The organism is Bradyrhizobium sp. th-b2 (assembly GCF_000426785.1).
Classification (GTDB): Bacteria; Pseudomonadota; Alphaproteobacteria; order Rhizobiales; family Xanthobacteraceae; genus Bradyrhizobium; species Bradyrhizobium septentrionale.
The window spans coordinates 113487-138907 of sequence record NZ_KE384569.1 but is presented as its reverse complement, the minus strand read 5'-3'; the positions used below and the strand labels follow the sequence as shown (position 1 = coordinate 138907).

Here is a 25421-nt window from a genome sequence, read left to right as displayed (position 1 = left end):
TTCCGTTCGTCGATGCAGAGGACCATCCCATGCGCGATTTCCGCGATGCCAAGGCCATGGCGCAGACGCTGCGCGAAGCGCTCGGTGCCAAGTCGATCCCCCTCACCCACAGCGACAGCCTGGAGCTGATTGCCAGACTGTTCGGTCAGCGTGACTGGAACACGCTGGCGGCGCGGATACAGGCCGCCGGCGGAGTGCCGGCTCCCACTCCGCAATCGGCGCCCGACGCCGTGCGGCAAGAGATCGCAGTCGATACAGCGGTGCTCGATCGCTATACCGGCTTCTACCAGCTCAGCGAGCAAGCGGTCTTCTCGGTGACGCGCGAAGGCAGCCACCTCGTCGGCCAACTCACCGGGCAGCGTGCCGTGCCCTTCTTCGCCGAGAGACCGACCGATTTCTTCGCCCGCGATGTCGATGCGCAGATCAGCTTCGTTGTGGCCGCTGACGGAGGCGTCACCTCGCTGGTCCTGCACCAGAACGGCGATCTGCCGATGTCACGCATCGACGCCGCAGCCGCGAGGGAGATCGCGGCGCGCACCGCGGAGCGGGTCAAGAACCAGTCGCCGGCTCCCGGCACAGAGGCGGCGCTCCGCCGCCTGTGCGAGGGGATCACCTCTGGCAACCCCGATTACAACGATATGAGCCTAGGGCTCGCCGCGGCGACCCGTGAACAGTTGCCGCGTCTGCAGCCCGGCCTTGCCGACCTCGGCGCAATCGAATCCATGCGCTTTCTCGGCGTTGGCGCCCAAGGCGAGGATGTCTACAGCGTGAAGCACGAGAACGGCGCGTCGCATTGGCGCATCGCGCTTGACGCGAAGGGCATCATTTCAACCGCGTGGGTGACACCCGGGCCGTGAGGCCCCGCATTGCTAGGGCGACGCGCTGGCGCGGCGCTCGCCCTTGATCGCCGGCAGCGTGCTTACCGGCGCGGCCTTCGCACTGTCAGGCACCGATCCGGTCGCCACCGGATCGGGCAGCGGCGCGCGGGCGGTGGCATCGGGGAAGCGGACCTTCATCTCGCGGATGAAGCCGTCGAGCGTGTCGACGCTGGCGGCCATCCGCGCGATCTGCGCGAACTCGGCGCTCGAGGTCGCAACGGGTTTGCTGGCGGCGTCGAACGCCAGCCTGTCGGCATCGCCCGACATCAGCGGCGCGTATTTCTCGCGGAACCGGGACAGCCCGATGGCGTCCTCGGCGAGCGCGTAACCGACCACGGCGCGGATGATGTCGGCCTTCTCGCCCGGGTTGAGCGGGGTAAAGTCACGCCAGCGATCGCCATAGTAGAGCTCGATCTGCTCGGACGCCTCGCGCCAGTGCCGCGATGCCCAATAGATGTCCGAGCGCAGCCGGATCGCCTCGCGGCCGGTGATGTTCGAGATGATGTCGAGCGCGAGGTCGTGCCGGCCGACGTCGCTCTGCGCGCGCGCCTCGAGCAGCAGCCGCTGCTGGCGCAATTCGCCGGAGAGGTCCGCAATCCGGGTCGAGCGCAGCGCGCCGATGGCGTGGTCGGGCTTGCGGTTCATCAGATAGACCATCGCAAGGCGCGCGGCGACCTGGGCGCGCGCCGCGCCTTCGAGACGCTTGTCGACCTGGTACTGCAGGAGGTCGGCGGCCTGGTCGAGCAGATCGACACCCACGAGACGGTCGGCGAGACGGCGGATCATCTCGTCGCCGCGGCGGCCGATCGGCGTCAATTCGCGGTATTCGTAGAAGGTGCCGAGCGCATCGATCGGCGCCATCTCGTCGCCCTTGGGGCCGAGATAGAGCTGCACGAACAAGGCCGACGCGGCATCCTGCGCCAGCCGCGATTCCGGCGCGTTCGGCTGCAGCCGGGTCGCGGCACGCGTCACCGCGAAGGCGTCGGCATAGCGCGCGGTCTCGGCGTAGATCTTCGACAACACGTAGAGCGTCTTCAGCTCGATGGAGTCGCCGCGCCACAGCATCGACAACAGCTCGAGCTCCTTCAGCACATCGTCGCGTCCGATCTCGCCGCGCTTCTGCTTGAGCAGCGTCTCGAGCAGCCTGCCCTCGGCGGCGGCCTGGCGATCGGCCGAATTGGCGGCGAAGCGGTAGGCGTCGAGCGCGTCCTTCTCCTGGCCGAGCGCTTCGGCGAGCCGGCCGCGCAGCACCGCAACCGCGGGCTTCAGCTCATCGGGAACGCCGACCACGTCGAGGTCGCTCTTGCGCCGCGCGGCGCCGGCATAGTCCTTGACCTCGAGCGAGGCCTTCATCGAGTCCAGGGTGACGATGCGCTGCAGGTCGGGGGGCAGCGTCGCGACCGCGAATTCGGCGTTCTTGAACTTCTCGCGCGCCTCGGCCCATTTGCCTTCGCGGGCAAAGGCGAGCCCCTTCCACAATTGGGAATCGTAACCATTGCCGATCACCGGATTGGCCAGGTCCTTCAAGCCCTGCGCCGGGTGTCCGATCAGGATGCTGGCGACCGCATGCACCATCACCACGGGCGCCGTCTCACTGCCGCGCTTGCTCTCGGACAGGATCAGATTGGCGACGCCATGCGCTTCGTAGTACATGCCGCGCGCCATGTAGAAATCGGCGAGATCGAGCCGCGCCTGCGGCAGCTGCTCGGCATTGGCCGCGCCGGCCGCCACGATCAGAGCGTCGAGCTGCTTGAGGAAGCTCTCCGACCGGTTCTTGCGCCACTCGTTCGGATCGAACAGCGGCTTCACCGCCGCAGTCGCGCGCTCGGCGGCGACATCGGCCGACGACAGCGTCAGCCCGCCGGGACGGCCCAGCATCACCTTGTCGGCGCCGACCTCCGCCTTGACGTCGTCGGCGTTGGGATGGACCACGACGCCGTGGATCGATTCCAGCAGCGAGAGCTCGACGAAATCCTGCCGCTTGATGATGCCGCGGGTCGGCGGCGGCGCGGTCACCACCCAGAGCGTATCGCCGGCGTCGGGATCGACCAGTTTATGGAGCTGGCCGGGATTGGCGAGCGGCACGCTGACATTGGCGAGCGCGGGCTCCGAGATGTTGCGCACCACGCTGAGCGGCAGCGGCGGCTTCTGCACCCGGTCGGCAAAGGTCAGCGTCCAGCTCACGCCGCGCGAGCGATCGTCGCTCTCGAGCGACGGCATCTGCGGCCGGTTGAGGCGGAAGCGCACCGCCTGCCCCTTCTCGAGTGGGATCCGGCTGACGTCTGATATCAGCGAGCCGGCCTTGGCGCGGATCGGATCGACATCGATCGCATCTAGCGTGTCGAACACCATCCACACCGTGTCGGCGCGGCGGAACAGCGCCGCCGGCGTCGCGCCGGGGAATGCAAAGGTCACCCGCAGCCCGTCGCTGTCGCGCTGGGCGTCGACCGCGGACTTGCCGCCGGCACGGGCATCAGTGGGCGGCGATGGTGCCGCGGCCGGCTTCGGCGCTTCCGTTGCCGGCGCGGCCGCGACGACAGGCGCGGGCTTCGGCGCATCGCTCACCGGTGCCATGTTCGGTTCGGCGGCGGAAGCGGCGCTGCCTTCGCGCGGGGCCGGCGCAGCAGCGTTCTCGACGCCAACAGCCGGAGCAGCTGCGATCTTCGGCAGCTCCGAATTGGGCAATTCCGATCTCGGCTGTTCCGTTTTGGCGGGCGCGGCTGCCGGCTGTTCGGTCCTGGCTTGCTCGGGCTTGACCGGCTCGGATTGCGGCGGTTCGGATTTGACCGGCTCCGCCTTGGACTGCTCAGGCTTGGGCTGCTCAGGCTTGATCTCGATCTTGGCCTCTCGCGCGATGCTTTCCGACGTCACCGGCGCGATCGCCGCAGCACCTTTGGCTCTGCCGCGCGGCGTCGGCAGCAGCGCGCTCAGCGCGGGCTTTGCCGCCTGCTGCTCGTTCTGCTGGAAGGCGACATCGACGATGTAGTTCTTCTCGTCGCGGAACGAATGCACGTCGACATCGCCAATCAACGTCACGTCGACCGCAGAGGTATCCGTGTCGGCGCGCGCGCTGATCGACGCGACGTTCGGGGGTGCCGCGACCTTGGCATCGGCAAGGTCGAAGCTCAGCACCGAGTTGAAGGCCAGCGTCAGCTTCTGCTCGTTCAGCACCGAGGAGACGCTGACACCGTCGGGAACCTCGAACACAAAGCGGACGAAGGTGGGCTGCACCAGCGCGCGAACCCGCACCGGCGGCTTTTTCTTGGCGGCGTCGGCGGCACGCTGCGCGCGCAGCAACCGCTCGGCGGCGCGGGCGCGCTCGGCAAGCTCGCGGATCACCTCCTGCGGCAGCGACGGCGGCGGCCCGGTCCAGCTGTCGGGCAGGAAATCGATGAAGATGCGCTCGCCCGCGGTCATGGTGTTGATGGTGACGCGGCGCGCCAGCGACAGGCGGATCGCCGAACCGTCCGGATCGCGGCGCGCGGCGCCGACATAATCGGGCACCGCATCCGACAATTTCTCGACCGGGATATCGACCGGACGCTTGAAGCGGATCACGATGATCGTGCCGGCGGCGGTGACCTCGGACTCGACGTCCTCCTTCAGCTTCAGCACCAGCCGAGCAAAGCCGTTCGCGGCCGAGAAGGCCGCCTCACCCGGCACCGCGTCTTCGGCGCGCGCAGCAGGCGAATATGTGAGGATTGTGAGAGCAAGGCCGGTGGCAAGCAGGCACAGACGCGCAGTCCGCGCCCAGGCGCGGCCTAGCGACCATGTTCCAGCGGCAGCCGTTCGCGCCATCTCGAAACGTTTTCTCGGGACCCCAGCCATACCAGCGCGAAGCGGCCTCGCTCACGCGCCCCGATCTTGGATCGGGCGGCGTTAAGGAGCTGTTAACGTCAATGGATTGTTTCGGAGGGGGCTAGGAAGGAGCGAGCAAGTCTACAGGCGGTTTCCGAGCTGGCTCCGCCCTGCGTGCTCTGCCCCAAGGAGGCCGCGAGATATTTCAGACCATTCTCGAATGCGTTTGCGGTATGGTTAAAGAATGCTTGCCATCACATTGGCGCGGCTCACGGAAACTGACGACTTGAGATGCCGCTCGAGACAGCAAGGTTCGGCATCAAGGATCATCTGAAGATACTCGAGCAAGCCGCACCGGCGCTGGACGATGCCGATCCATCTTTCGTCGCAAGAGCCATCGCCGACCTCGCCGAAGCCCCGCCTGGCTCGCGGGTGCAAGCCTGCCGGAAGCAGGCCCGGCGCTAACGCTCCCCTCAATTCGTCTTCGGCGCGAGGATCTTGCCTTCGATCTTGGGGAGATCGTCGGTTGAGGCCGACTTGTCGCCGCCGGCGCGGCGGGCGAGTTCGACGGTGAGCCGCTCGGCGGCCTCGGGCTGCATGAGGCCCAGAATGTCGGACATCTTGCGCGGCTGGATCTGCGAGGCGATCTGGTAGAGCACGTTCATTTCCAGGCGATCGAACACCTTGGCGGCGTCCTTCGGCTTCATGTTCTCATACATGGTGACGATGCCCTTGAAGCGGGCGGCCTCGGCTTCCGCCTTTGCCGCCGCATCGGCATTCGATTTGGCATCATTGGCCTTGGCCTCCTCGACCTTGGCCTCGATGCGCTTTTCGGCGGCCTTCAGGAGGCCTTCGCGGATATCGACCTCACGCGCGCGCGTCTCGAGCTCCTGGCGGCGCGCCTGCAACCGTTCCAGGATCGCGCGCTCCGACGCCGACACCGGCGCGGGCGCATCCAGATTGACCACCACGCCGTCGGGCTTGGACGGCTCCGCGGCCGGGGCGGCCGGCTTCGGCGCCTCGTCCTTCTTCTCTTCCTTGCCGTGCACCGATCCCGTGATGTCGCCGGGATCGCCTTTGATCTTGCTGTCAGCCACCGCCTTGCCGGCGCCGGGGAAATTCAAGTTCTGCTGCGCCCAAGAGGGGCCAGCCGGGCCAGCCGGCCGCGCCTCGTCAGCGAACACGTAACCGCCATCGAGCACGAGGCCCGCGACCTTCAGCACCATCAGGCCGAAGATCGCGACCAGCACCACAGGCATCACTCTGATGTCACGAAGCAACTTCATGCAGCGAGGCCGCCGGCCCTCCTGCGCTCGGTGAAGGCTTCAGCCGCCGCGGCCACCGCGCGCGCGGCCGAGACCCTGGGTGCCGGCGCCACTGGTGCGGCCGGCGCAACGGCGTGAGCCGGGACATGCGCGGGCTCGGGCGGCCGCGCGGCCTGCGCGATCTTGGACAGGCGGCGCACCACGCCATCGCCTTCGGCCAGCTGGGTCTTAAGCAGCGCCGACATCTGCGTCGCCGCATCGAGCCGGTTGCCGAGGTTCTCGTTGACGTCGCGCACCGCGTGCTTCAGCCCGCCGATCGCCCGCTCGGCGATCTCGGTCGCGGTGATCAATTCCGCGATCGTCGCCTTCAGCGAATGCTCGTCCGCCTTCAGCCGCTGCAGGCGCTTGTTGAGCAGCCAGCAATAGCAGATGGTCAGCATCAGAAGCACGGCCACCAGACTCTCGATCGCTAGTCCAAGCACATGACTCATGGTGCCTCCATCAGTTTGGTCCGCTCATCCGCCTTTTCGAACATCGCGAAAGTGGTCTGGGGTTTGCGCAAATTCTTGGTGACGCGGATCGCGACGCGGTCGCCGACGCGGCCCATCCGCCCTTCCGTTAGCGTGACGTTGCCGCAGCGGACCGAGACCAGCGCGTCGGAGCGGATATCCAGCGGCAGCGTGTCGCCGACCTTGAGCTTCATCAGCTCCTTCAGCGGGATGTCGGCCTCATACAGCACCGCATCGACCGAAATCTCGGCCTGCGCCACCTCGGTCGCGAAATGCCCTTCCCAGATCGGGTCGCGGCCGAACTTCTCACCCATGAACATCTGCAACAGCACGTTGCGGATCGGTTCGATGGTGGCGTAGGGCAGCAGCAATTCGACGTTGCCGCCGCGGTCTTCCATGTCGATGCGCAGGCGCACCAGGATCGCGGCGTTGGCCGGGCGGCTGATCGCGGCAAAGCGCGGATTGGTCTCGAGCCGGTCAATCGTGAAGGTCACCGGCGACAGCGGCCGGAACGCCTGCTCGGCATCCGATAGCACCACCTCGACCAGCCGCTTGACCAGGTTGGTCTCGATCGTGGTGTAGGGCCGGCCCTCGATCTTGAGCTGGGTCTGGCCGCGGCGGCCGCCGAGCAGCACGTCGATCATCGAATAGATCAGGTTGGAGTCGACCATGGCGAGGCCGAAATTCTCCCACTCCTCGGCCTTGAACACCGACAGCACCGCCGGCAGCGGGATCGAGTTCATGTAGTCGCCGAAGCGCACCGAGGTGATGCGGTCGAGCGAGACCTCGACGTTGTCGGAGGTGAAATTGCGCAATGATGTCGTCATCAACCGCACCAGGCGGTCGAACACAATTTCGAGCATCGGCAGACGCTCGTAGGACACCATCGCGGAATCGATGATGGCGCGGATGCCGGAGTGGTCGTCGAGGCTGACGTCGCCGACCGTGAAGCCGAGGAGATTGTCGATCTCCTCCTGCGACAGCACGCGCTCGCCATTGGTCTTGCCGCCGAAGTCGCGGCTGCCGTCCTCGACCATGGCGGCCCATTGCAGCGCCATGTTCTCGGTGAGCTCGTTCTTGGCAGCTTCCGCCGCGGCGGCCGCGGGATCCTCGGAATCGAGCGAGGCTTCCCACTGGGCCGCAATGGCGTCCTGGTCCATCTGGTCGTTGCCGGCCATGGCTTTACATCCACCCCGTCACTGGATCACGACTTCCTTGAACAGCACCGCGTTCACCTGATTGGGGGTGAGTGCGAGATTGACCCGCTTGGTCAGCTCCTCCTTGAGGCGGAACAGGCCGGCCGAGCCGTTGAGATCGCTCGGGCGCAGCTCGCGCATATAGGTCTGGAACAGGTCGGTGACGCGCGGCAGCGCCGGCTTGATCGCCTCGGCCTGCTTCTCTTCCTTGACCTCGAGCACGAGCTTCAGCTTGAGATATTGCACGCGCTCGCCGGGCGCGCCGACCAGATTGACCAGCATGTCCGGCACGTCGATGAAGCTCGGCGGCTTCGGCGGCGGCGCCTCGGCGTGCTGCTCCTCGCCGTGGCCGCGCATGAAGACAAACCATCCGCCGGCGCCCGCGCCGAGCACGACGAGGAAGCCTGCGACGGCAATGATCAGCTTGAGCTTGCCCTTCTTCGGAGCGGCCGCGCCCTCGCCGCTATCCGTCTTTTCCTCGTCCGCCATCGTCCGCTCGCTTCACTCTGAAGGATGCGAACGCGATTTGCCCCAGCTTTGGCCTGAAGACGCGATACAAATGCCGCCAGCGCACACGCGCCCCAATGAAGGCGACGCTAGGGTCATAATGGTTAACGGAAGCTTAGGATTTACCATCCACTAGGAAAAAACTGCCGGGCAAACATGGTCAACAAGACCTTTCTGCCGCCCCGCGCGACCCCCGGCAAAACACCTAAGCTATTAAAATACCTGAATATTTCAAGTTGGCACGGCTTTCGCTGAGAGGACGTCGTAACGAGCGGGTTTGGGAGAACCCAATGGTTACCGACGGTCCGGCGTGAAGGTTTGGGAGAACCTCTGCATCGGATCACCTCACAGGGGAGAACCACCGATGCAGAATACGCTTCTGGTCGGACTATCGAAGCAGATGGTGCTGGAACGGCAGATGGATGTCGTTTCCAACAACATCGCGAACATGAACACCAACGGCTACAAGGCCGACCGGTCGCTGTTCCAGGAATATCTGTCCTCGAACGCGCATGAGGACAATTTCGCGTCCTCCGACCGCCGCGTCTCCTTCGTGCAGGACCGCGCGACCTTCCACGACTTCTCGCAGGGGCCGACCGAAGAGACCAAGAACCCGCTCGACGTCGCGATCGACGGCAACGCCTTCCTGGTGGTGCAGACCCCGGCCGGCGAGCGCTACACCCGCGAAGGCAATCTGCAGATCAACGGCCGCGGCCAGCTCGTCACCGCCTCGGGCTATCAGGTGCTCGGCAACGCCGGCCCGATCACGTTCCAGCAGACCGACCACGACGTCAACATCGGCGCCGACGGCAATATCACCGTGCAGGAGGGCACGTCCCGCCTCGACTCGGTGCGCGGCAAGCTGCGCCTGGTCTCGTTCGCGCAGGCCCAGCGCCTGCTCAAGGAAGGCTCCAACCTCTACGCGCCCGGCGAGGGCACGCAGCCGCTGCCCGACACCAAGGCGCAGCTCCGCCAGGGCTTCATCGAGAAGTCGAACGTCAATTCCGTCGTCGAGATGAGCCGCATGATCGAGATCACGCGGACCTACACCCAAATCGCCTCGCTGCTTCAACAGCAGAGCGACCTGCACAAGTCGGCGATCGAGAAGCTCGCCGACGTGCCGAACTGATCCGGGGGATTGACCGATGCGCGCACTTTATACAGCTGCGACCGGAATGGCGGCACAGGAACTCAGCGTTCAGGTGATCTCCAACAACATCGCGAACCTGCGCACCACCGGCTACAAGAAGCAGCGCGCCGCGTTCCAGGACCTGATCTACGACCATGTGCGCCGGGTCGGCGCGCAGGCCTCCGACCAGAACACCATCATGCCGATGGGCATCGACCTCGGCGGCGGCGTCAAGACCGTCGGCACGCCGCGGATGATGACCCAGGGCACGCTGTCGCCGACCGGCAACGATCTCGACATCGCGATCCGCGGCGAAGGCTTCTTCAAGATCCTGATGCCGGACGGCACCTTCACTTACACCCGCGACGGCTCGTTCCAGATGGACAACCAGGGCCGCATCGTCAACGCGCAGGGCAACCTGTTGCAGCCGACCATCACGATCCCGCAGAACGCCTCCGGCCTCACCATCAATGCGCAGGGCCAGGTCTCGGTGACGCTGCCGGGCCAGACCGCGTCGACCAATGTCGGCCAGATCGGCCTGACCCGCTTCATCAACAAGGCCGGGCTGATGCCGATCGGCGACAATTTGTTCCAGGAAACGCCGGCCTCCGGCCAGCCGCAGGACGGCATCGCCAACACCGACGGCTATGGCGACATGCAGCAGAGCAACCTCGAACAGGCCAATGTCGAGGTGGTCTCGGAAATCTCCGACCTGATCGCCGCGCAACGCGCCTATGAGATGAACTCGAAGGTGGTCTCCGCGGCCGACCAGATGATGCAGTCGACCTCCAACCTGTTCCGCTGAGGATGATGTCGATGATCGCCCGCTCACTTCTGATCGCAGCCGCGCTCCTCGCGCTCACCGTGGCACCATCAGCCGCGCAAGGCCGCAGCGAGACCATCGCGGTGCCGACGCTGCGCGCCAGCATCACGGTCGCGGACGACATCGTGCGGGTCGGCGACCTCATCGACAATGCCGGCAGCGCCGGCAGCATCGCGATCTACCGCGCACCTGACCTCGGCACGACAGGCACGCTGCCGGTCGCCCAGGTGCTGAACGTGCTGCGCAGCCACCAGGTGATCGGCGTCGACACCCGCGAGCTGAAGGAGATCACGGTCACGCGGCTGGCGCGCACCATCGACAACAAGGAAATCGAGCAGCAGGTCGCGCGCGTGCTCGAGGGCCGCCACGGCCTCGGCCGGGCCGGCAATATCGCGCTGACCTTCGACCGCGATCCCGGCGACATTCGCCTCGAGGCGACCAATACGGGCGCGATGCAGCCGATCGGCGTGCGCTACGACGCGCGCTCGACGCGTTTCGACGTGACCTTCGAGATCAGCAACGACGCCGGGACGGCGCCGTACAAGCTACGCCTCACCGGCACCGCGATCGAGACGATCGACGCCGCCGTGCTGGTGCGCAATGTCGAGCGCGGCGAGCTGCTGAAGGCCTCCGACGTGCTGATCGAGCGCCGTCCGAAGGCCGAAATCGGCAACGACGCGGCGGTGCGCGACAGCACCATCGGCATGCAGGTCCGCCGCCAGCTCCGCGCTGGCCAGGCCCTGCGCGTCGCCGACCTGGTGAAGCCCGATCTGGTCACCCGCGACCAGAACGTCACGCTGATCTACCGCACCTCCGGTCTCTACCTCACGATCCGCGGCAAGGCGATCGACGGCGGCGCCGAGGGCGACGTCGTCAACGTGATGAACCTGCAGTCCAAGCGCGCCGTCTCCGGCGTCGTCACCGGCCGCGGCGAGGTCTCGATCTCGGTCGCGACCCCGCGCGCCGCGCCGGCCGCCGACGCCACCGATCCAAATTCCGCCTCCGTCAAGCTGAGTTCAGTCGCACCAAACGCCGAGTAAAGTTCATGCCCCAGTACCGTATCAACCGCCTCGTCCTGGCCGGTGCGCTGTTCGCACTCGGAGCGATCGCCAGCGGTTGCTCGTCGATCGACCGTCTCTCCCAGATCGGTGAAAAGCCGAAGCTGACGGAGATCGAGAACCCGACGACGCAGCCCGGCTACAAGCCGGTGCAGATGCCGATGCCGAAGCCCGAGGTCGCTTCCTACAGCCCGAACTCGCTGTGGCGCAGCGGCTCCCGCGCCTTCTTCAAAGACCAGCGCGCCGCGCGGGTCGGCGACATCCTGACCGTCATGGTGAACATCACCGACAAGGCCGCAATCGCCAACGAAACCCAGCGCAGCCGCACCAATTCCGAAGACTCCGGGGTCACCAACTTCCTGGGCTCGCAGACCATCACGCAGCCGAACAAGATCCTGCCCGGCCGCATCCTGACCGCCGACTCCACGGCCTCGAGCGACGGCAAGGGCTCGGTCAACCGCCAGGAAGCGCTGCAGACCAACGTCGCCGCTGTCGTCACCCAGCTGCTGCCGAACGGCAACCTGGTGGTCGAAGGCAAGCAGGAGATCCGCGTCAACTACGAAATCCGCGAGCTGATCGTGGCCGGGATCGTGCGCCCGGAGGACATCCAGAGCGACAACACCATCGACTCCTCGAAGATCGCCCAGGCCCGCATCGCTTATGGCGGCCGCGGCCAGATCACCGATGTGCAGCAGCCGCGTTACGGTCAGCAGGTCCTCGACGTGCTGCTGCCCTTCTAGTGGCATGATCCCGAAAAGTGGGAACCAGTTTTCGGAAAGGGATCATGCCCAACTAAGAGTCTTCACCAGCTCCCACATCTCGTCGCGAACCTAGGCGCGGCGCGGTGTACCAACACGGCCCTCGCTAGCTCCCCTGGCGAGGGCCGTGGCATTTTGTGACCGGTAGCGTGCGCTCGCGCGATCGGCGTGCACCAGTCGGATACCGCTTTCTGAAACTCACACGATGGCTTTCTCGGTTCGTTAACCGTCGCAGCAGCGCGCAGTGGAAGTTCGAGCGATTGCAACGTAGCTAGGCAACAACGCAGGGTTTTCTATTTGTATGACAGTCATGCAAAGAGACGGTCGGTATGCGGCGTGGTTCCGGACGCCGCGCGGCGAAGGCACCGGAATAGTCCAGCTCACAAATGGCAGGATCTCGGGTGGCGACGCCATGTTCACCTATGGCGGTAGCTATCAGCTCGAGGAGGACCGCTTCACCGCGATCCTGACGACGCACAGATATGCCGACGGCCCGTTCACCACGGTGTTCGGCTGCGACGAGGTCGAGGCGCAACTGACCGGCTCGTTCAACGGCAACCGGGCGGTGTGCTCGGGCACCGCCAAGCAGGCCCCCGGCGTACTGTTCGAGGCCACGCTGTTTCTGCAGCAGCACGAGCCGGAGCCCACCCCCGGCCCAAAAGCCACGACAACACGCGCGGATGTCGCGAGACTGCCAAAACTCCCCGACCGCCGCACGACGGTCGTGACCAGGCGTTTCAGCTGACCCGTCCGCAATGTCGATGGCGTCGCCGCCCCATCAGGCGTAGCATTGCGCATGCGCGAAGCGCAGCCCGATCGATGCAGCCGGAAGGAGGACCGCATGTATGCCGCCATCCGTCACGCCAAGGCGAAGACTGGTAGCGCCGAAGAACTCGCGCGCCGGATCAAGGAAGGCGCTATTCCGATCATCAGCGACGTCGAAGGCTTCATGGCCTATTACGTGGTCTATGCCGGCGACGACACGGTCACCGCGATCAGCGTGTTCAACAATTACGCCGGCGCCGAGGAGGCCAACCGCCGCGCGCTGGCCTGGATCGATGACAATCTCGGTCCATTGCTGATCGGCCAGGCCACCGCGGTTGCGGGTCCGGTGATCGTGCATACGAAGGCGTGACCGCCTGCAATGAACGCTCGGCCGATCACGGTCATGAAGCTGCTCGCGCATGCTTGCTGCGGCGCGGTCGGCGCCTTTGTGTTCGGCCTGTGCCTTGCAAGCTCGATCAAGCGCTTCGATGGCCTCTCCTTCGCAGTCACGATTCTCGTCCTAATTCCCGTCATCTCCGACTTGTTCTGGACGCGGCGCGAGGTTCGCCGGCTGGCCGCCGGCAAAGCCGCCGATCAGCAGGCAATTCAATTCCTGTGGTCCTATCTGTTCTTCACCATGCTCTCGACGGGCTTCGGCATCGCGGTCATGGCCGTGATTTTGCAGTCGGCGGACTTCACGCGGACATTTGGCGCAATCCTGTTCGGCGTGCTGACCTGCGCCGGGATCTATCCGGTTGTCCGCGACGCGAGGCGGCTTGCCGATACAGTTGAGCCACGGACTATCCCTTGATCTGGCCGCTCCCCTCGGGCCTGTCGCTCAAGACAACAAAGACCTTGCCGTTGAAGTCGTACCGCGCGACCTCGCGCATGCCGAGCCGCAGATGCGCCTTGAGCGAGCGCGGATTGTCGTCCCTGATGAAAAGGATCGCCTCACGGCCGGGAAAATTTGCCTGCAGCCTCGCGTACAACGCCTCCAGGACTCCAAGGCCGCGCGCGTCCTGCGAGATGCATACGGGACCATACACATAGGCATCTGGACGCCCCGGCCAGGCCTGCAGCATGGCCTGCACCGGCGGAGCCTCGTCAAACCCCTTCTCCGACGTCAGGAGCGCGCCGAGCAGCCTGCCCGCTTCGTCGATCGCGATGACGATCGATTGCCCGCTTGCAATGTGCGTCTCGATCGCATCGCGCGGCCATTGCCCGAGCAGCATGCCGCCCCGGTCACCGCTGTTGGCTGTCAGCAGCGCGGAGACGGCTTCCGCGTCCGACGACGTGGCGAGCCTGGTCCTGATCATCTCAGCTCGATCGAGTCAGCGGGCCAACGCACGATCGCAACTCACGCCTTTTTCTTCGCGGCCGCGCGGGCACCCGCCGCAGCCTTCTTCGCAGCTTTCTTGGCCGGCTTCTTCGATTTGGCCTGGTTGAGCTCGATCGCGGCGCGGATCAGGGCCTTGAATGCGCGGTCGTTGATCTTGTCGCCCTCGAACAGGTCGATCGCGCGCCGCACATTGCCCTCGAAGCCGGTGTTGAACACTCTGTCGGGGTCCGGCAGCTGCGCGCCGTACATGAAGGTGAGCTTCACCTTCCCCTTGTGCGCGTTGCCGACCGCAATGATGCCGTCACGCGACCACACCGGGCTGCCCATCCACTTCCACTCCTCGATGATGCCGGGGTCGGCGGCGAGGATGCTCTTGCGCAGGCTGGCCAGCGTCTTGCCGCGCCAGTCGGTGAGATCCTCGATCATCCGGTCGATACGGTCCGATGCCGTCATGTCTGCCTCGTGTTCCTCGCCCGCCTCATGCAATCACACCATGCAATCATACTTGCGATGCACTGGTCGATCCCCCGTGGTCGCGCCGCGGCGCCAGATAGGGCAACGCGAACAGATAGAGGCCGCTGAGCAGCATGAAGATCAGCGGGAACAGCGCCAGCAGGCCGATCCACACGGCTTGCTGCTGCTGCACCATGGCCATGATGTTGATGATGACGGCGACCGTGAAGGCAATCGAAAGCCAGCGGTGAATTTGCCTGATCCAGTTGTTCCAGTTCAATGTGACCTCCTGTTTGATAGGTGTTGTGCGGGGCTCACTCCGGCCGCGCCATCAGCTGATCGAGATTTTCCAGGAACTGCTTCCACCCGGCATGGGCGCCGCCATAGGCCTGCTTCTGATGTGGCTGGAAGCCGGACTGCTCGACGCGCAGATGGGTGCCCTTCGCCGTCGGCGTCAGCGTGAACACCACCACGCTCTCGAGATTGTAGGCGGCATCCGCATGCGCGAAATTCCAGGTGTAGGACAGCGTCTTGTGCGGCTCGACGGCGAGCACCTTGCAGTCCAGCACGCCGCCCCACTCTCCGCGCAGATTGAAGCTGTGCCCGACCTCGGGCTTGAAGTCGTTCTTCATCAGCCACTCCTCGATCAGATGCGGTTGGGTCAGCGCGCGCCAGAGCTTTTCCGGCGCATGGGGAAATTCGCGCTCGACGATTGCGGAGCGCGTTTCAGCGGTGGCCTTGTTCATTGGTCCATCCTTTTGAGCAGATCTTCGAGGTGGTCGAACCGGTTCTGCCAGAAGCCCGCCATCTGGCTGGTCCAGTCGATCAGCGGCGCCAGTGCGCCAAGCTGCGCGCTGTAATGCGTCTGCCTTCCTTCATGGCGATCGCGCACCAGCCCGGCCTGTTTCAGCACGCCGAGATGTTTCGACACCGCCGGCTGCGAGATTTTCGCGCGGGCCGTCAGCGCGCCGACGGTCTGCTCGCCCTCGCGGCACAGGCGCTCGAAGAGCGCGCGGCGGGTCGGGTCTGCGAGGTTTCGAAACAGCGCGTCGTGGGCGTCTGACATTTTGCGATCCATAACCTTCTGGCTATGGATTAATACATAACCGGTCAGCTATGGATATGTCAACGAGAAACTTGCGCATTGCGATGAGAACGGTCTGGTAAGGCTTTTGCAGCTCGATTCCGAGGAATGATCGCTTCGGCCTTTCATAGCCCGTGGGTTATTTGCCGGAGCCGATTTGCCCGCTGGAGCAAGTCGGTAAGATCCGTCAAGCCTGCCGAATGCGGCCACGCCAATCCGTGTTGTTGGGCTCGGCCAACAACAGACCGTCTCGCAAGGGCAAGGCCCAAGAGACTTTCGGACTACTCTTTCGGCGGCACCGTACGCAAATAGGCGACGATGGCATCGAGATCGGCAGCTGACACGGTGGCGTAGTAGTGGAAACCCATCGGCGGATTGAGCTTGCTGCCATCCTTGCTGACGCCCTGGGTGATGGCGCGTTTGATCTCGTCGTCGGTCCAGCCGCCAATGCCGTTCGTCTTGCTGGAGCTGATGTTCCTCGAAACCGATACACCCCAAGGTCCCGGAAACTTGCCGCCACCAGCGCCCAGCCTGGTTGCAAATTCTCGCCCTTGCGGCCCCATCGGCGTGTGGCACTCCATGCAGTGCGCGATCGTGGTGAGGTAGAACCCTTGCTGCACCTTGTCGCCCAACATCGCCTCGGTGTACGCGCTATCACCGCCCGGGGGGACGGAATGTCGTTGCACCATCCTGTAGATCGGGTCCGGCACCGCATTCTTGACCGGCTTGATCGTGCGCAGATAAGCGATCACCGCATCGAGATCGCGCTCGGTCATAATCTCGTAGAAGCCGCTTGGCATGATCATGGCGACCCGTGCGCCGTTGCGCTTGATGCCCTTGCGCAGGAGTTGCCTGAGCTCGGCGTCGGTGTAATTGCCGATACCGGTTTCCTTGTCCTGCGTGATGTTCGAGGCGGTGACCTTGAAAGGTGGCTCGTCCCATGACGCGCCGCCGGAAAATGCCTTATCCGTGATCTCGCCTGATGGCCCCTTCGGCGTATGGCAGTTGCCACAGGTCAGGATGCCATTGACCAGATAATCACCCCGCGCGACCAAGTCCGATTCCGCGCTCAGCGGGCTGATCAATATCGCACCGATAACGAGCGCTAACGATCCGCTGCGGATCATGACGACGCCTCCAATCAATTAAATATGTTGATCGAGCACTGATCGATTTCTGGATTCAAAAAGTACGTCAGCGAAATGTGCGCGCCGCTGTCGACACTGCGAAAGCCGGCGCAAAAACTACGTATCTGGTGCGCTCGAAAATGCCGCGCGCGGATCGATGGTACGATCGCCAGCCTTCTTTTGGCAGGACCGAGGGCCAGCTGCACGAAGCTATCAGATTTCACTGCGGTGAGAAGACGGGTCTTCGAATCAAAACGATGCGATGCGTTTCGATCCGGAAACACTTCCATCGTCACTCCGGGCTCGCCAACGGGTCCGCGCAGAGCGCGGCCCGATGACAGGCTCCGCGAGAACCCGGAATCCATCGGGCCGCGCATCTCGCGGATGAATGGTTTCCGAGCCCGAGCCTGTCATCAAGCGTGCATTCACGCGAACCGCTGAAACTGTCCCGGAATGATGAGAGGATGGCGGCTGCCACTGAGTTGCCCGACGGCGCAAGCCCCCGCAGCAAAAATATTTCGGTTTATCGGAAAGATAATTTGATGTATGGTTCGCCGGTCTCACCCGATCGAGGGGCGCTTCGCAATCGTCACGAACGCGGGTCGAGATGCGGTGGACGCCGAGCGTGGCACTGACGAGGGCACGCAAGGCGGACGGTGAAGTCGTGTGGTCCTGACGCCCTAGCGGCCGGTGTCCTCTTGTGAGACGCAATTGCGTCTTGCAAAGGCGGTGACAAGCAAGCCCAGTCTCGCCGGGGAGAGCACGAAGTAAGCCGTAAACCATCGCGCAGGGAAAGCCGGAGTGTTTCCGGTTACACCTGTGGTCCTACCCCCGAGCTTTCTACCTTTTGCTCGGGGCCCATGGGTGCGATCGGCACCCGGCTTTCCCTGCGCCCTCTGCAAGAAGAGAGGGCATAACGAACAGCAAAGCTCGGACGATTCATGTCGCGAGAACGCAAAGCTGCGTCCCCACCCACACTGTCATCGCCCGGCTCGACCGGGCGATCCAGTACGCCGCGGCCTCTCGGCTCAAGCACTGGCGTCTCTGGAATACTGGATCGCCCGGCCGGTCGAGCCGGGCGATGACACCGAACAAGACAGGTTGAATCGAGAACCATCCTCATCGTCGTCCCGGCGAAGGCCGGGACCCATTACCACGAGTGGTAATTGTCGCACGTTGCTGGAACGACGAGTCCCGTTCACTACATCTGCTGCGGCGTATGGGTCCCGGCTATCGCCGGACGACGGTGGTGTATCTGGCGCGACATGCGAGCCCGTTGCGATGGCGCTGCGCATGACCTACAACCATTGCGCGGATGCAGTCCTTGTTCACGGAGATCCTTGATGTGCCAGCTCTGCGACGTCACTCTTCCCACCCAGACCTCACGGCGCCGCTTCCTCGCTGTCGCGGCGGGCAGCGCAGCCAGCCTCGCCCTTGTGCCGCAGGTCTCCGCCAAGGAGACGAAGCCGCCGCCGAAGCCGCAGAACGTGCTGTCGCCGGACGCGGCGCTGGACCGGCTGGTGAAGGGCAATCTCCGTTATATCGAGGGCGTCTCGCGGCGGCATGATTTCAAGCACGAGCGCGAGGCGCTGGCCGGCGGACAGAATCCGTTCGCCGGCGTCCTGAGCTGCGCGGACTCCCGCATCGCGCCGGAGTACGCTTTCGACACCGGCCGCGGCGATCTGTTCGTCTGCCGCGTCGCCGGCAATTTCGCCAGCGATGAGATGATCGCAAGCCTCGAATATGCGGCGGCGGTGCTCAACGTGCCGCTGTTCATGGTGCTCGGCCATGACGCCTGCGGGGCAGTCGACGCCACCATCAAGTCGCTGAAGGACAACACCACCCTGCCCGGCCATCTGCCCTCGCTGGTCAATGCGCTCGCGCCGGCCGTAAAGGCGACCGAAGGCAAGCCCGGCGACCGGCTCGCCAACGCCATCACGCAGAACGTCATCGACAATGTCGCGAAGCTCAAATCGGCGACGCCGATCCTCAGCGCCGCGGTCGATCAGGGCAAGCTCAGGATCGTCGGCGCGGTCTATCGGCTGGCCAACGGCAAGGTGGAGCTGGTCACGGACGCGAAACGACCGGCGACGTGAACCTCGGCGCAGACTCCGGCCACTGAAACCATGCGAGCGACATGGAGAGGCCGGATGTGGCACGGGCAGCGAAGGATTGGGCCCCGAGGGATTGGGCAGCGAAGGATCGGGTGCAGAAAGATTGCTTTGGTGCTGCTGCTGGCGGCCTCGTTCACCGGGCGCGCCGGCGCTGAACCCTGCAACACCGCGCCGAAGCGAATCGAGATGGCCGCATCGCTCCGCCATGCTGCGGAGGACCGGCCGGTCAACATCACCTTCGCAACCGGGGCCAGCGGCGTGAAACTGCCTGCCGCCGTGATCGAGCAATACCCCGAGGAGATCACGATCATCCCGCAACACGAGTTCGATCGCCTGGTGGTGAAGGATGACGGCTTCGAGGTCGGGGTCTGGTTCAAGCGCAAATATGCGCGGCTGACCGTGCCGTTCGAGGCGGTCAGGGCCGTGTGGGACGGTTCGGTTCAGACATGTGCGAGCGGTCACCCCTAGGGAATGGCGACCATTCGATATGGCGAGCATCGAAAAGTCAGGCGGAGGTCGTTCCGCACTCTCAGTGTCGTCCCCGCGAAAGCAGGGACCCATAACCACGAATGCTGTTTGTTGCGCATTGCTGGAACGACGAATCCCGTTCAATACACGGGCCGCGGAGTATGGGTCCCTGCTCCCGTGCGCAATCGCGCACTAGGCAGGGACGACAACCCTGCCTGGAACGTCCCCTCAGGTGAACGTCGCTTCCACCTTGCCGAGCCCCTCGAGCTCCATCACGACCGCATCGCCGGCCTTCAGCCATATTGTCTTGACCAGGCTGCCGGTCAGCACGATCTGGCCGGCATGCAGGCCGCGGCCTTCGGCGGCGAGATGATTGGCGAGCCAGGCGAGCGGATTGTGGGGATGGCCGAGCACGTCGGCGCCGGTGCCGCGCCCCTCCTCCTTGCCGTTGATGAGCGCGCGCCCGGTGACCTTGCGCAGATCAGGCACGGTGATGCGCGGCACCGCTTCCCCGAGCACGCAGCCGGCGGCGAAGAAGTCGTCGGCGATCAGCGTCGGCGCGCCCAGCGTCTCCCATTTGACGTAGCGGTCGTCGACGATCTCGATCGCGGGATGGTAGGCCTCGATCGCTTCCGCGACCCATTCGGCGGTGAACGGCGCTTCGCCGGGAGCGAGACTGCGCGCGAGCCGCACGGCGATCTCGCACTCGACGCCGACATGGACGAAATCGGCCGCCGGCAGCTGCACGCCGCTGTCATGCACGACCTTCTCGAACACCCCGCCGCCGCAGGGGTGCGGGATGTTGATGTACTCCTGCATCACTGCGCTGGTGCAGCCGATCTTGTAGCCGACCAGGCTGCCGACCTGTTCCAGCAGCAAATCGTGCAGCGCGCGCTGCACCTCGTAGCCTTCGGCCTCGTCGCGCGGCACGACGTCCTTGGCGAGCGCCTTCAGCGGCGCGCGATTGCGGCGCGCGGCGGCGATCGCCTTTGCGGCCGCGACGACCCGGTCCATCTGCGCAGCCTCCCTGATGTTCTCGGCGGCGCCGTGGCGCCCCTGTCTGCTCACAGCAATTCAGCACTCGCCGACGCATCTGGCAAGCACGCTGGACGTGAGCTGCCGTCAGGCCTTGACCAAACCGAGCCTGATCAAGCTCTCGGCGGTCGCCACAATCATCTCCTCATTGCCGCGCGGGCGCCAGCCGAGCAGGTTCTGCGCCTTGGCGCTGGTGGAACGCCGCACCTTGCCCAGCAACGGCAAGGCTGCGCGGGCCAGCGGATTGCGCCGTGCGGCGAGCCGCATCATCAAGTCCGGCGCCTGGAACCGGGGCACACGCCGCGCCTTGCTGCCGAGTTTTTCGCGCAGCAGGCGGGCAACGGCAAGCACCGACAGGGTCTCGCCGGCGACCGCCAGGAAGCGCTCGCCCCTGGCCTTGGGCGAGGTCATGGCGCGCAGATGCAGGTCGGCGACATCGCGCACGTCGACGAGCCCGAAATGGATCCGCGGCACCGCCGGCATCGCGCCGTCGAGCAGCGCCTTGATGATGCCGATCGACTCGGAAAAGTCGGGCCCCAGCGCCGGGCCGAACACCGCGGTGGGATTGACCACGGCAAGCTCGAGGCCATTGCCTTCGCGTGCGATGAAATCCCAGGCGGCGCGCTCGGCCAGCGTCTTGGATTTGGGATAGGCCTGCACATCAGGACCATCGAGATTGGACCAGACGGTCTCGTCGAACGGCGCCGCCTGCGGCGGATGGCCATAGCCGACCGCGGCAAACGACGATGTGATGACGACGCGCTTGACGCCGGCCTCGCGCGCCGCGCGCAACACCCGCAACGTTCCTTCACGTGCCGGAACGATCAGCTCGTTCTCGTCCTCGGGCACTTGGGCGCCGAGCGGCGATGCGACATGGAGCACGTAATCGCAACCCGAAGCCGCCTCGCGCCAGCCGTCGTCGCGCAAGAGATCGGCGGTGACGAAGCCGACCTGGTCGGGCGTGGCAGCACCGCCCTCGCGCAGCATCGCGATCACGTCCTTGCTGCGATCCGGATTGCGCAGCGTGGTGCGCACCGCGTGCCCGGCGGCAAGCAGCTGCAGGACCGTATGCGCGCCGATGAAGCCCGTTCCGCCCGTGACCAAAACCGTGCTCATGCCCTCGCCCTCTCCATGGTTCAGCGGGTCCGACGTCGCGCCGCTCACCCTGCACAGACCGCATCTGGTCACTATCTCTGTTCGGGCAAGTAGAATGAAAATCGAGACCGGTATGGAAAACAATACCAGCGATCTGTGTGACGGCGGTGACTGCGAGAGTTGCCCGACCGACCCCGCCTTGCTGCTCGAGTTCAAGCACGCGATCCACGCGCTCAGCGGCAAGTGGAAGCTCGAGATCCTGTTCACGCTGATGAATGGCGGCGTGCGGTTCGGCGCGCTGCGCCGCGCGCTCGCGCCGATCACCCAGCATATGCTGACCGCACAGCTGCGCGAGCTCGAGCGCGACGGGCTGATCGCGCGCAAGGTGCTCACCGAGAAGCCGCTGCAGGTCGCATACGAGCTGACGGATTCGGCCTGGAGCCTGACCCCGGCCTTCCGCGAATTGCTGGCGTGGTCGAAGACATTCGGCGCCCGACGAAGCGCCGTAGCAGGCGAGACGCAGCTTGGAATTGGAATTGGCTGAGTGAGGACCGATTGCATCGGCACCGGGACTCGGCCCCCTCTCCCGCTTGCGGGGGAGGTGGAGCCAGCGCGTGGCGCGGCCGCTTCACCAAACGGCCATCGCACTTCACCCCAAACCGAGCGCGCGCCGGATCGCGATCTCGACCGGCGAATACGCGCCGTCGTCACGCGCGAGCCGATACGACTCGCCGGCGCCGAGCGCCGGCTGGGCCATGAAGCGCGGCCTCGTTCCTCGATGCATCTGCGCGGCGTGCACGAGGAAGGGATGGCACAGATAGACCGTCCCCGCCTCGCCTGTCGCGAGTGCGACCTCGCAATCGGCGCCCATCTCGTCGAGCACCATGCGCGCACGTCCTGCCTCGCCGGCCGGCGCAAGATGGCGCGCCATCGGCAGGTGCGATCCGACCCTGATCCGGGTCGGCGCGTCGTGCTCGCCGACGTCGGAGAACAGGAACAGCATCAGGAGCGCCCGGCCGCGCGACACGATGTTGGCCCGCCAGGCGGAGAAGTCGCTGCGCTCGCTCGGGTCGCAATCGTCGCCGGGAAAGCTGACGTCGATATGCCAGCCGGCATCACCGGGATCGTCCGGATGCGGAAACCGCACCGGAAAGGTCCCGATGTTGTGGCGCGGAGACCAGCGGCCGGGGCCGGCAATCTGGTCGAATGCCCGATGCAGCACCGGCGTGTTGATCGCCTGCCGGAACGGTTCCTCGCCATAGCCGGGCAGCCGCACCACCGGATGCGTCCAGGTCGAGGGATCGTGCTCACGGCATGGCAGGTCGCGCCACATGATGGCGCGTCCGGCATCAGCGAGTTCGCGGGGAAAGGCATTGTCGATCCGGACAAAGCCCTGTTCGATGAATTGCTCAATCTGCGCGCCGTCAAGCGGACGCGCGTCGTCTCGATGAATCATGATTGTCTCTCAAACTGTCGCCAGCCATCGCTGCTCCGCGATGCGCGGAACCTGACCGGCTCATTCGATTCACTGGAACCCGGCCAAGCAGATCTTGCCGGGGCGATCAGCGCTTCCTCGTGGAAGCGGGATCAGCCCAGGAAGAAGACCGAGGCGATGTTGAGAGTACGTGTCATCATGGCGGCGCGAACCTACAACCGGTGCGCACCGGGATCAATCCGTGGCGATCAGCCGCCACTATTCGTCGCGATAGACCTTCTCGCGCTTCTCGTGGCGTTCCTGCGCCTCCACCGACAGCGTCGCGATCGGGCGGGCTTCGAGCCGCTTCAACGAGATCGGTTCACCGGTCTCTTCGCAATAGCCGTAGGTGTTGTCTTCGATGCGCTGGAGCGCCGCGTCGATCTTGGAGATCAGCTTGCGCTGACGGTCGCGGGCACGAAGTTCGATCGCGCGGTCGGTTTCCGAGGACGCTCGGTCCGCGAGGTCGGGGTGATTGACGTTCTCTTCCTGCAACGTCTGCAGCGTGACCTTCGATTCGCGGAGGATCTCATCCTTCCAGGCCAGCAGCTTGGCGCGGAAATAGTCGCGCTGCCGCTCATTCATGAAAGGCTCTTTTTCAGTCGGCCGGTAGTTCTTCAGCTTTTCCAAAGGCAGCCATGTCCCTGTCAGGCGGAGGGAACAAAACCCCTCCGCGCGGCGCCTTATATAGCCACGACATGTGACAGACAATATCTGCAACCATGAAAGGCGGGCTGCCCCCAAGGCCTTGCACAGGCAAACTTATCCGCCCTGCCTGGGGGACGCCCTGCGCCCTCTCCCGCGCTCTCAATAACCGACCGTGAAACGCCTGCGGATATGGGCCGGACGCTCGATTTCGTCGGCGAGTGCAACTGCGAAATCCTCGAACGAGATCCAGCTTTTTCCGTCCGCGGCGGTCAGGAGCTGGTCGGCGCCGAGGCGGAACTTGCCGGTCCGCTCGCCCGCCACGAACAGGGCCGAGGGCGAAGGTCCAGTTCAGGTCCTTTTCGCGGCGCAGCAGATCAAGGAACTCGGCCCCCTTCGAGGCTTCGGCCTTGTACTGGGCCGGGAAGGTCGGGGTGGTCACCAGGCGGACGCCGGGGGCCACTTCGAGGCTGCCGGCGCCGCCGACCACGAGATAGCGACCAGTCCCGGAGGCCTTGGCCGCCCCGATCAGCTTGGCGGGGTCGCTGACCGAGAAGTGGACGGAACTGATTGCGGCATCGTGGCCGACCCACAGCGCGGCCAGGGCGGCCTCGTCGTTCACGTCGCCCTTCTTGGCGGTGACACCGGGCAGATCGGCGATCTTCTCCGGGTTGCGGGCGATGGCGGTGACGGCGTGGCCGCGGCGGGCGAGTTCCGCCGTGATGCGCGAGCCGGCCTGGCCGGACGCGCCGGCGATGGCGATCTTCATCTCAAGTCTCCGATTGATGGTTTCCAATGGTGACTAGATAGCGAAATGGATGTAGGTGTGAAGAAGGCACTCTTGTCTCACCTGATTACGCCGGAGTAACCCGATGAAAGCCGCCAGCCTGAAGCCGGACGCCTATGCCGCCAATTGCCCGACGCGCCAGATCCTCGACCGGGTCGGCGACAAATGGGCGGTGCTGATCCTGTTGCTGCTGCGCAGCGAGCCGATGCGGTTCAACCAGCTCCGCCGCGCCATCGAGGGCATCTCGCAGAAGATGCTGTCGCAGGTGCTGAAAAGCCTGGAGCGCGACGGCCTGCTGCGCCGCCGTGCGATCGCGACCGTTCCGGTCACCGTGGAATATTCGATCACGCCGCTCGGATCGACGCTCGCCGAAGCGGTCGATCCGCTGCGCGATTGGGCCGAACAGAATCTGAAGGAGGTGCTGGCCGCGCAACGCCGCTACGATACGCAGCGCAAGGCACTGGCGGCCTGAAGGCAGTGGCGGCGTGAGGCACCAGCGACTTGAGACGTCAGTTGCGATGAGTTGATCGGGAGGAGCCTAGTACTGCCCGGCCTTGGCGAGTTCGACCTCGACGCGCAGCTCGATCTCGCCGAGCACGGCATCGAGGCCGGGATCGCCGGAGGATTCCTTCAGGTTCGCCGCCGCGCTGCGCAGCTGGCTCACGGTGGAGGGATCGAAATTGCCGGACAGCAGTCCGAGCTTGAGCGCGTCGAGCACGTCGAGCGCCCCCTTGCCGCGGGCCACCGAGCGCTTGCGGCGTTCGGTCGGGTCTTCGACGCCCTGCAGCGCGAGCAGCGCATCGAGGCTGGCGGCGGCCTTCGGTGCCGCGGTGGAGCGGACCTCCTCCTGCGCGGTCGTCGCGTCCGGCAGCGAGAAGCCGCTCGACGAGGTCCGCCGCGTGGAGCTGGTCGACGTGCCAAGCGTGGTGCCGTTCGGTCCGTAGATGCGCATCGTGGTGATCCCGCAGGCCTGAATGCCGCAAGCATCGCCGTTTTATGGTTAACGGCGCGTAAACGACCCGGCAATTTCTGCCGCCACACGGCAGTTTCGCGCGCCCTGGCGCACCGGTGGCGAATGGCGCGCTGACAATTTCGATAAATATATCAATACATT

General features: G+C 65.1%; 30 protein-coding genes and 1 pseudogene. 13 read left to right on the top strand and 18 right to left on the bottom strand.

What is annotated here, in order from left to right:
• Positions 1-29 precede the first annotated feature (29 nt).
• Positions 30-857: a glyoxalase superfamily protein gene (locus K359_RS0148955; protein ID WP_029085402.1), complete on the top strand. Its 828-nt coding sequence runs from the start codon at positions 30-32 to the stop codon at positions 855-857.
• Positions 858-869: 12 nt separating this feature from the next.
• Here K359_RS0148955 and K359_RS0148950 read toward each other — a convergent pair whose 3' ends face one another.
• Positions 870-4676 carry a hypothetical protein gene (locus K359_RS0148950; protein WP_029085401.1) on the bottom strand — a complete coding sequence of 1269 codons (3807 nt, stop codon included), beginning with the start codon at positions 4674-4676 and terminating at the stop codon, positions 870-872.
• Positions 4677-4967: 291 nt separating this feature from the next.
• Between K359_RS0148950 and K359_RS62995 the strand changes: the two genes are divergently transcribed.
• The gene (locus tag K359_RS62995) at positions 4968-5141 is read left to right on the top strand and encodes a hypothetical protein (protein ID WP_156929164.1); all 174 of its coding nucleotides are present in this window, start codon (positions 4968-4970) and stop codon (positions 5139-5141) included.
• A gap of 8 nt (positions 5142-5149) precedes the next feature.
• Here K359_RS62995 and K359_RS0148940 read toward each other — a convergent pair whose 3' ends face one another.
• From K359_RS0148940 to fliL, 4 genes are read right to left on the bottom strand one after another with little or no spacing between them, the layout of a single operon-like run.
• A complete protein-coding gene (locus tag K359_RS0148940) occupies positions 5150-5962 on the bottom strand; it encodes a MotE family protein (RefSeq protein WP_029085400.1) in 813 nt (270 codons plus the stop codon).
• The gene (locus K359_RS0148935; RefSeq protein ID WP_029085399.1) at positions 5959-6432 is read right to left on the bottom strand and encodes a DUF6468 domain-containing protein; all 474 of its coding nucleotides are present in this window, start codon (positions 6430-6432) and stop codon (positions 5959-5961) included. Before K359_RS0148935 ends, K359_RS0148940 begins: the two co-directional genes overlap by 4 nt.
• The gene (gene fliM / locus K359_RS0148930; protein ID WP_029085398.1) at positions 6429-7628 is read right to left on the bottom strand and encodes a flagellar motor switch protein FliM; all 1200 of its coding nucleotides are present in this window, start codon (positions 7626-7628) and stop codon (positions 6429-6431) included. The genes K359_RS0148935 and fliM overlap by 4 nt, the downstream gene beginning before the upstream one ends.
• A gap of 18 nt (positions 7629-7646) precedes the next feature.
• A complete protein-coding gene (gene fliL, locus K359_RS0148925) occupies positions 7647-8135 on the bottom strand; it encodes a flagellar basal body-associated protein FliL (RefSeq protein ID WP_029085397.1) in 489 nt (162 codons plus the stop codon).
• A 382-nt stretch (positions 8136-8517) separates the two neighbouring features.
• Here fliL and flgF point away from each other — a divergent pair, with 382 nt between their 5' ends.
• From flgF to K359_RS0148890, 7 genes are all read left to right on the top strand, one after another.
• Complete coding sequence (gene flgF, locus K359_RS0148920) at positions 8518-9282, top strand: flagellar basal-body rod protein FlgF (RefSeq protein ID WP_029085396.1); 765 nt, start codon at positions 8518-8520, stop codon at positions 9280-9282.
• Between the two features lie 16 nt (positions 9283-9298).
• Positions 9299-10087, top strand: a complete 789-nt coding sequence (gene flgG / locus K359_RS0148915; protein ID WP_029085395.1) for a flagellar basal-body rod protein FlgG — start codon at positions 9299-9301, stop codon at positions 10085-10087.
• 2 nt (positions 10088-10089) lie between these two features.
• Positions 10090-11145, top strand: coding sequence for a flagellar basal body P-ring formation chaperone FlgA (flgA, locus tag K359_RS0148910; RefSeq protein WP_029085394.1), 1056 nt, complete (start codon positions 10090-10092; stop codon positions 11143-11145).
• Between the two features lie 5 nt (positions 11146-11150).
• On the top strand, positions 11151-11903 hold the full coding sequence (gene flgH, locus K359_RS0148905) for a flagellar basal body L-ring protein FlgH (RefSeq protein ID WP_029085393.1): 753 nt from the start codon (positions 11151-11153) through the stop codon (positions 11901-11903).
• Positions 11904-12231: 328 nt separating this feature from the next.
• Positions 12232-12666 (top strand): hypothetical protein, encoded by a 435-nt coding sequence (locus K359_RS0148900; RefSeq protein ID WP_035978650.1) that lies wholly within the window; start codon positions 12232-12234, stop codon positions 12664-12666.
• A gap of 96 nt (positions 12667-12762) precedes the next feature.
• Complete coding sequence (locus K359_RS0148895) at positions 12763-13056, top strand: hypothetical protein (RefSeq protein ID WP_029085391.1); 294 nt, start codon at positions 12763-12765, stop codon at positions 13054-13056.
• 9 nt (positions 13057-13065) lie between these two features.
• Entirely contained in the window at positions 13066-13497 is a 432-nt protein-coding gene (locus K359_RS0148890; protein ID WP_029085390.1) for a hypothetical protein, read from the top strand.
• Here the strand turns inward: K359_RS0148890 and K359_RS0148885 are convergent.
• From K359_RS0148885 to K359_RS62990, 7 genes are all read right to left on the bottom strand, one after another.
• Entirely contained in the window at positions 13487-14002 is a 516-nt protein-coding gene (locus K359_RS0148885) for a GNAT family N-acetyltransferase (protein ID WP_029085389.1), read from the bottom strand. The genes K359_RS0148890 and K359_RS0148885 overlap by 11 nt on opposite strands.
• 41 nt (positions 14003-14043) lie before the next feature.
• Positions 14044-14478, bottom strand: a complete 435-nt coding sequence (locus K359_RS0148880) for a DUF1801 domain-containing protein (RefSeq protein WP_029085388.1) — start codon at positions 14476-14478, stop codon at positions 14044-14046.
• A 46-nt stretch (positions 14479-14524) separates the two neighbouring features.
• Complete coding sequence (locus K359_RS0148875) at positions 14525-14758, bottom strand: hypothetical protein (protein WP_029085387.1); 234 nt, start codon at positions 14756-14758, stop codon at positions 14525-14527.
• Between the two features lie 34 nt (positions 14759-14792).
• The gene (locus tag K359_RS0148870; protein WP_029085386.1) at positions 14793-15224 is read right to left on the bottom strand and encodes an SRPBCC domain-containing protein; all 432 of its coding nucleotides are present in this window, start codon (positions 15222-15224) and stop codon (positions 14793-14795) included.
• Positions 15221-15544 carry a helix-turn-helix transcriptional regulator gene (locus K359_RS0148865; RefSeq protein WP_029085385.1) on the bottom strand — a complete coding sequence of 108 codons (324 nt, stop codon included), beginning with the start codon at positions 15542-15544 and terminating at the stop codon, positions 15221-15223. The genes K359_RS0148870 and K359_RS0148865 overlap by 4 nt, the downstream gene beginning before the upstream one ends.
• A gap of 299 nt (positions 15545-15843) precedes the next feature.
• Complete coding sequence (locus tag K359_RS0148860) at positions 15844-16689, bottom strand: cytochrome c (RefSeq protein ID WP_035978648.1); 846 nt, start codon at positions 16687-16689, stop codon at positions 15844-15846.
• Between the two features lie 14 nt (positions 16690-16703).
• Positions 16704-16979 carry a hypothetical protein gene (locus K359_RS62990; protein WP_156929163.1) on the bottom strand — a complete coding sequence of 92 codons (276 nt, stop codon included), beginning with the start codon at positions 16977-16979 and terminating at the stop codon, positions 16704-16706.
• A 1053-nt stretch (positions 16980-18032) separates the two neighbouring features.
• On the opposite strand from K359_RS62990, the gene K359_RS0148855 reads away from it, so the two are divergent.
• Positions 18033-18785 carry a carbonic anhydrase gene (locus K359_RS0148855; RefSeq protein ID WP_029085383.1) on the top strand — a complete coding sequence of 251 codons (753 nt, stop codon included), beginning with the start codon at positions 18033-18035 and terminating at the stop codon, positions 18783-18785.
• A 129-nt stretch (positions 18786-18914) separates the two neighbouring features.
• Positions 18915-19271 carry a ClpXP protease specificity-enhancing factor SspB gene (locus tag K359_RS58200; protein WP_198031305.1) on the top strand — a complete coding sequence of 119 codons (357 nt, stop codon included), beginning with the start codon at positions 18915-18917 and terminating at the stop codon, positions 19269-19271.
• Positions 19272-19499: 228 nt separating this feature from the next.
• Here K359_RS58200 and K359_RS0148845 read toward each other — a convergent pair whose 3' ends face one another.
• Both K359_RS0148845 and K359_RS0148840 read right to left on the bottom strand, forming a co-directional pair.
• Complete coding sequence (locus K359_RS0148845) at positions 19500-20285, bottom strand: 2-keto-4-pentenoate hydratase (RefSeq protein WP_029085382.1); 786 nt, start codon at positions 20283-20285, stop codon at positions 19500-19502.
• Positions 20286-20393: 108 nt separating this feature from the next.
• The gene (locus K359_RS0148840; protein WP_029085381.1) at positions 20394-21422 is read right to left on the bottom strand and encodes an aldehyde reductase; all 1029 of its coding nucleotides are present in this window, start codon (positions 21420-21422) and stop codon (positions 20394-20396) included.
• On the opposite strand from K359_RS0148840, the gene K359_RS0148835 reads away from it, so the two are divergent.
• A complete protein-coding gene (locus tag K359_RS0148835; protein WP_371261272.1) occupies positions 21403-21945 on the top strand; it encodes a winged helix-turn-helix transcriptional regulator in 543 nt (180 codons plus the stop codon). The two genes, K359_RS0148840 and K359_RS0148835, sit on opposite strands and share 20 nt — an antisense overlap.
• Before the next feature lie 105 nt (positions 21946-22050).
• Here the strand turns inward: K359_RS0148835 and K359_RS0148830 are convergent, their stop codons facing one another.
• The 3 genes and pseudogenes from K359_RS0148830 to K359_RS56805 all read right to left on the bottom strand — a co-directional run bounded on the left by K359_RS0148830 (position 22051) and on the right by K359_RS56805 (position 24289).
• Positions 22051-22857, bottom strand: coding sequence for a hypothetical protein (locus tag K359_RS0148830; protein ID WP_051346868.1), 807 nt, complete (start codon positions 22855-22857; stop codon positions 22051-22053).
• A gap of 237 nt (positions 22858-23094) precedes the next feature.
• Entirely contained in the window at positions 23095-23460 is a 366-nt protein-coding gene (gene dksA, locus K359_RS0148825; protein ID WP_170991616.1) for an RNA polymerase-binding protein DksA, read from the bottom strand.
• A gap of 222 nt (positions 23461-23682) precedes the next feature.
• Positions 23683-24289 (bottom strand): annotated as a pseudogene (locus tag K359_RS56805) (NAD(P)-dependent oxidoreductase).
• A 103-nt stretch (positions 24290-24392) separates the two neighbouring features.
• Here K359_RS56805 and K359_RS0148810 point away from each other — a divergent pair.
• Positions 24393-24779 carry a helix-turn-helix domain-containing protein gene (locus tag K359_RS0148810; protein ID WP_029085377.1) on the top strand — a complete coding sequence of 129 codons (387 nt, stop codon included), beginning with the start codon at positions 24393-24395 and terminating at the stop codon, positions 24777-24779.
• A 66-nt stretch (positions 24780-24845) separates the two neighbouring features.
• Here the strand turns inward: K359_RS0148810 and K359_RS0148805 are convergent, their stop codons facing one another.
• A complete protein-coding gene (locus K359_RS0148805; RefSeq protein WP_029085376.1) occupies positions 24846-25259 on the bottom strand; it encodes a flagellar assembly protein FliX in 414 nt (137 codons plus the stop codon).
• Positions 25260-25421: the final 162 nt, after the last annotated feature.

Coding starts and splice junctions, on each gene's coding strand:
- K359_RS0148880 (WP_029085388.1), bottom strand. CDS start 14,478: ATGACGGCATCGGACCGTATCGACCGGATGATCGAGGATCTCACCGAC.
- K359_RS0148845 (WP_029085382.1), bottom strand. CDS start 20,285: ATGGACCGGGTCGTCGCGGCCGCAAAGGCGATCGCCGCCGCGCGCCGC.
- K359_RS0148810 (WP_029085377.1), top strand. CDS start 24,393: ATGAAAGCCGCCAGCCTGAAGCCGGACGCCTATGCCGCCAATTGCCCG.
- K359_RS0148955 (WP_029085402.1), top strand. CDS start 30: ATGCGCGATTTCCGCGATGCCAAGGCCATGGCGCAGACGCTGCGCGAA.
- flgA (WP_029085394.1), top strand. CDS start 10,090: ATGATGTCGATGATCGCCCGCTCACTTCTGATCGCAGCCGCGCTCCTC.
- K359_RS0148900 (WP_035978650.1), top strand. CDS start 12,232: ATGCAAAGAGACGGTCGGTATGCGGCGTGGTTCCGGACGCCGCGCGGC.
- K359_RS0148940 (WP_029085400.1), bottom strand. CDS start 5,962: ATGAAGTTGCTTCGTGACATCAGAGTGATGCCTGTGGTGCTGGTCGCG.
- K359_RS0148840 (WP_029085381.1), bottom strand. CDS start 21,422: ATGAGCACGGTTTTGGTCACGGGCGGAACGGGCTTCATCGGCGCGCAT.
- K359_RS0148890 (WP_029085390.1), top strand. CDS start 13,066: ATGAACGCTCGGCCGATCACGGTCATGAAGCTGCTCGCGCATGCTTGC.
- K359_RS0148860 (WP_035978648.1), bottom strand. CDS start 16,689: ATGATCCGCAGCGGATCGTTAGCGCTCGTTATCGGTGCGATATTGATC.
- K359_RS0148865 (WP_029085385.1), bottom strand. CDS start 15,544: ATGTCAGACGCCCACGACGCGCTGTTTCGAAACCTCGCAGACCCGACC.
- dksA (WP_170991616.1), bottom strand. CDS start 23,460: ATGAATGAGCGGCAGCGCGACTATTTCCGCGCCAAGCTGCTGGCCTGG.
- K359_RS0148870 (WP_029085386.1), bottom strand. CDS start 15,224: ATGAACAAGGCCACCGCTGAAACGCGCTCCGCAATCGTCGAGCGCGAA.
- K359_RS0148950 (WP_029085401.1), bottom strand. CDS start 4,676: ATGGCGCGAACGGCTGCCGCTGGAACATGGTCGCTAGGCCGCGCCTGG.
- K359_RS62995 (WP_156929164.1), top strand. CDS start 4,968: ATGCCGCTCGAGACAGCAAGGTTCGGCATCAAGGATCATCTGAAGATA.
- K359_RS0148805 (WP_029085376.1), bottom strand. CDS start 25,259: ATGCGCATCTACGGACCGAACGGCACCACGCTTGGCACGTCGACCAGC.
- fliM (WP_029085398.1), bottom strand. CDS start 7,628: ATGGCCGGCAACGACCAGATGGACCAGGACGCCATTGCGGCCCAGTGG.
- K359_RS0148895 (WP_029085391.1), top strand. CDS start 12,763: ATGTATGCCGCCATCCGTCACGCCAAGGCGAAGACTGGTAGCGCCGAA.
- K359_RS62990 (WP_156929163.1), bottom strand. CDS start 16,979: ATGGAAGTGTTTCCGGATCGAAACGCATCGCATCGTTTTGATTCGAAG.
- flgF (WP_029085396.1), top strand. CDS start 8,518: ATGCAGAATACGCTTCTGGTCGGACTATCGAAGCAGATGGTGCTGGAA.
- K359_RS0148830 (WP_051346868.1), bottom strand. CDS start 22,857: ATGATTCATCGAGACGACGCGCGTCCGCTTGACGGCGCGCAGATTGAG.
- K359_RS0148855 (WP_029085383.1), top strand. CDS start 18,033: ATGTGCCAGCTCTGCGACGTCACTCTTCCCACCCAGACCTCACGGCGC.
- flgH (WP_029085393.1), top strand. CDS start 11,151: ATGCCCCAGTACCGTATCAACCGCCTCGTCCTGGCCGGTGCGCTGTTC.
- K359_RS0148885 (WP_029085389.1), bottom strand. CDS start 14,002: ATGATCAGGACCAGGCTCGCCACGTCGTCGGACGCGGAAGCCGTCTCC.
- K359_RS0148935 (WP_029085399.1), bottom strand. CDS start 6,432: ATGAGTCATGTGCTTGGACTAGCGATCGAGAGTCTGGTGGCCGTGCTT.
- flgG (WP_029085395.1), top strand. CDS start 9,299: ATGCGCGCACTTTATACAGCTGCGACCGGAATGGCGGCACAGGAACTC.
- fliL (WP_029085397.1), bottom strand. CDS start 8,135: ATGGCGGACGAGGAAAAGACGGATAGCGGCGAGGGCGCGGCCGCTCCG.